We start from the raw sequence: 3328 nt of genomic DNA on the forward strand, positions 1-3328 counted from the left end.
ACATCAACGGCGCCACATGTTGCAGGAGTGGGCGAATATCGTGGACGCCTGGGCGGCCGGTCAGAAGTATGTCCCGTCGCTCTATCCGCCTTCGATGGACTTGCTGGCGCCGGAGCCTAATGTCTGATGGGGCGCGTCTTTCGCAATCCGACGTCGGGAGAAGGTGCGCGTTTGATGGTCTTCGCTCTCGAGGCCGCTCGGCGCGCCTCCAGCCAGGCCTCCACCTCGGCGAGATCCCAGACCACGCTGCGCGAGGTCAGATAGAAGCGCTGCGGGAATTCACCGCGTTGCTCCATCTCGTAGATCGTGCTGTCGGCCAGCGGTACGATCTCGCGCAACTGCTGGCGTCTTATCGTTCTGCTGATCTGCTTCTGGGCTCCGTGACTCACGCTGCTCCTCCACTTCAACGACGCTGGAGGAATAGAAAGCGATAGATGGAGGGTGACGGAAGGCCTCGCCGGGAAGCGTGCGGGAATATCGCGCCATGGCGTGCAGATCGGACGGGGGCGGTTCCGGCAAGAGACGATCGAGGTCTACCCTTTCCGCTCGATGCTCGGGTCCCGCCCAAGGAGCATGGGGGTATCGCCCCGCCGACATGCGCTATGATCGCCGAGCCGGGTACGTGCACGGTTTGGACGTGTCTCGTTGTTATGAAGACGGGAAGTTACATTGGCGACGGATGGTTCGGCCAATCTCAACAGCGACCGAAAGAAGAAGCATGACGAGACATTTCCGAATACCTGGACTGGATAACGAGAAATGGGGCGAAGACCGAGGATCGAGCTACGCCACATCCGCTATGTGATCGCCGCCGCCGAGCGCGGCAGCTTTCGGCGAGCTGCGGAGGCCCTGGGTGTCGAGCAGTCGGCGGTCAGCCGGCGGATTCGGGACATCGAGGAAGAGATCGGCGGCCTGCTGTTCCGACGCCATCACGGCGGCGTGGAACTCACCGAGGTCGGCCGGCAGTTTCTGGATCGGGCGCATGCGGGGATGAGCGAGATCGGCTCGGCGTTGGACGCCGCCAGCCTGGCTGCACGGGAATCATCGGTGTTGAGAGTCGGCTTCTTCGATCCCCTCGCGACAGGCTTCCAGTCGCAGCTTTTCAAGAGCTTCCGGCTGGATCGACCGAAGGTCCGGCTCGAGTTCATCGAGGCCGGTTCGGCCGAGCAGATCGCGGCCGTTCGGCGCGGCCAGATGGATGTCGGCTTCGTCACGGAAATCCCGCCCGGAGCGGGCTACGAGCTCATGCACCTCTGGAACGAGCCGATCTACGTCGCGATGTCGGTCGAGGATGCGCTGGCCGGACGAGAGACCGTCACCTGGAACGATGTCGCCAATCGCCATTTCATCGTGACGGATATGGCCCCGGGGCCGGATGCTGCGAACTACATCCGTCGACATATCGAAGCGCGAGGCCATGCGCCGAGGATCGAACGACAGGCGGTCACACGCGAGTCGCTCCTGCACATCGTTTCGAACGGGAGCGGCGTGACAATCGTCGGGAGCACGGTGACGGGGCTGGGCTTTCCGGATGTGGTCTTTCGCCCGATCGAGGGTGCCGTTCTGGAGTTCAGCGCCGCCCACTCATCGGCTTCGACCAATCCTGTCGTCAGGCATCTTCTGCATTTGGCGCGGGGCCTCTCCGAGCGGGACGAAAGTTGGTTCGCCGGCCAACGCCTCATGCGTCCTTCCGCTCCGCGGCGCGGTCGAGCCGGCGCGCCTTCGCAAAGCCCCGATCCGTCGAAATGAAGCGCTCCAGCATGGGCACGATGAGCCGGGCCGGATCGATGACGGGCTGGCCCGTCTCGCGGGCCAGCACTTCGGCATAGGCGACAAGGTCGCGATGCAACGGCGCCGGCAGCTCCACCGTGACCTTGACCGGCTTGTCGTCGGCGATGGGGCCGAGCTTCAGCTTGGTCATCAACGCACTCCATAGGGTTCGAGCACCAGGTCGCGGGTGACGATCACGCGAACCGGAAAACCCGGCCGGATGGTCAGCGTCGGGGCGACATTGAGCTGGCGGCGGACGATCTGCTGGCCGGCGTCATTGATGGTGTCCTGGCCGCCGTTGCGGATGGCCTGTACCAATCGATCATCGTCGTCGACGGCGAGTTCGGCCCCGACGGCAAGGAGCGTCGACAGGCCCGCGGCCTTCGCCAGATCCCACCAATGATAGTCGACGCCATCCTCGAGGCCGGCATAGCCCTGCGTGTCGGCGCCGGGCTGGCGCTCCAGAACAATCGAGCGGCCGTTCGGGAAGATGAGCCTGTTCCAGACCAGGAGCACGCGGCGCTGCCCGAAGCCGACATCGTTGCTGTATTGGCCGATGATCCGGGTGCCCTGCGGCACGAGCAGGATGCGGCCGGTCGGGCTGTCATAGATGTGCTCCGTGACCTGTGCCGTGATCTGACCCGGCAGATCGGAACGGATGCCGGTGATGAGCGCCGCCGGGATGACGGCGCCTGCCTGTAGGACATAGGGCGAGGCCGGCGCCGCAACGCGATCGGGCGCGACGGTGCGCCGGTCTACCGAGGCGTTGAGGAAAGCGAGCTGGCGATCCTGAGCTGTCAGCGCGCCCGGCTGGCCGGGCAGCCCGAGGCCGGCGAGATTGGGGCTAGCAACGCCGCCGGAAGCGCCAGCGGGAACGGCGCCGCGCGCCTCAGTCTGAAAAAACACCCGGCTCGTTCGCGCCGCCTCTTCTTCGGCGAGCCGCCGCTGTTCGGCGGGATCGACGCGGGGCGCGGCCACTGTCGGCGGGACGACCGGCTGACCGCGGTTCTGGGCTCCCACAATCGGGCGGCCGAGATCGCCAGGCAGCGGCGGTCCCAGGACCGGACCGGTGTAGTCGCGCGGCAGGCCGGCGAGACCGTCGGCCGTCGGTCGGTTCTCAGTCGAGTAGAGCTCCTCGCCGCCGGTGCCGGCATTGCGCGTCTGCAGCGCATAGATCAGCGCGCCGCCGACGCCGATCGCGGCGACGAGGCCGAGGCTCGCCAGCACCTTGCGCGACAGGCGCGTCACGCGCGGCGGCTCGGCGCGCAGCCGCATGGGGGCCGCGGCCTCACTGGCAGACGCGGTGAGCGGCGCGTCGGTGTCGCGGGTGTTCTCGCTATCGCTCATGACGTGCGCCTCCCGTCGGTCCGGACGATCCTGACCGTCTGCTGGCGGTCGCCGCTTCCGAGGCGCAGCTCGGCGGCGCCGAATAGGCGATCGACGATCAGGACGTTCTGATAGATGCGGCTGTTGACGATCTGCGGTTCGCCATCGGCGCCGATGACGAAGAGCGGCGGCATCTCGCCCTGAACGATCCCGCGCGGGAACTCGACATAGA

Annotated in this window: 5 protein-coding genes; 1 reads left to right on the top strand and 4 read right to left on the bottom strand. The window is 66.3% G+C overall.

Annotated features, from left to right (window positions below; genetic code table 11):
* Nucleotides 1-116: 116 nt before the first annotated feature.
* On the bottom strand, nt 117-389 hold the full coding sequence (locus tag KDJ86_RS06390) for a helix-turn-helix transcriptional regulator (RefSeq protein WP_291744093.1): 273 nt from the start codon (nt 387-389) through the stop codon (nt 117-119).
* A 370-nt stretch (nt 390-759) separates the two neighbouring features.
* Here KDJ86_RS06390 and KDJ86_RS06395 point away from each other — a divergent pair, with 370 nt between their 5' ends.
* The gene (locus KDJ86_RS06395; RefSeq protein WP_291744095.1) at nt 760-1749 is read left to right on the top strand and encodes a LysR family transcriptional regulator; all 990 of its coding nucleotides are present in this window, start codon (nt 760-762) and stop codon (nt 1747-1749) included.
* On the opposite strand, the gene KDJ86_RS06400 is transcribed toward KDJ86_RS06395, so the two are convergent.
* The 3 genes from KDJ86_RS06400 to KDJ86_RS06410 form a co-directional block, all read right to left on the bottom strand.
* Entirely contained in the window at nt 1679-1921 is a 243-nt protein-coding gene (locus tag KDJ86_RS06400) for a DUF2274 domain-containing protein (protein ID WP_291744097.1), read from the bottom strand. The two genes, KDJ86_RS06395 and KDJ86_RS06400, sit on opposite strands and share 71 nt — an antisense overlap.
* Nucleotides 1921-3117 carry a TraB/TrbI/VirB10 family type IV secretion system protein gene (locus KDJ86_RS06405; RefSeq protein WP_291744099.1) on the bottom strand — a complete coding sequence of 399 codons (1197 nt, stop codon included), beginning with the start codon at nt 3115-3117 and terminating at the stop codon, nt 1921-1923. Before KDJ86_RS06405 ends, KDJ86_RS06400 begins: the two co-directional genes overlap by 1 nt.
* Nucleotides 3114-3328, bottom strand: a 215-nt coding sequence (locus KDJ86_RS06410) for a TrbG/VirB9 family P-type conjugative transfer protein (RefSeq protein ID WP_291744101.1), incomplete at its 5' end; no start/stop codon positions are given. The genes KDJ86_RS06410 and KDJ86_RS06405, both read right to left, overlap by 4 nt.

The organism is Bauldia sp., from assembly GCF_020442045.1.
Taxonomy (GTDB): domain Bacteria; phylum Pseudomonadota; class Alphaproteobacteria; order Rhizobiales; family Kaistiaceae; genus Bauldia.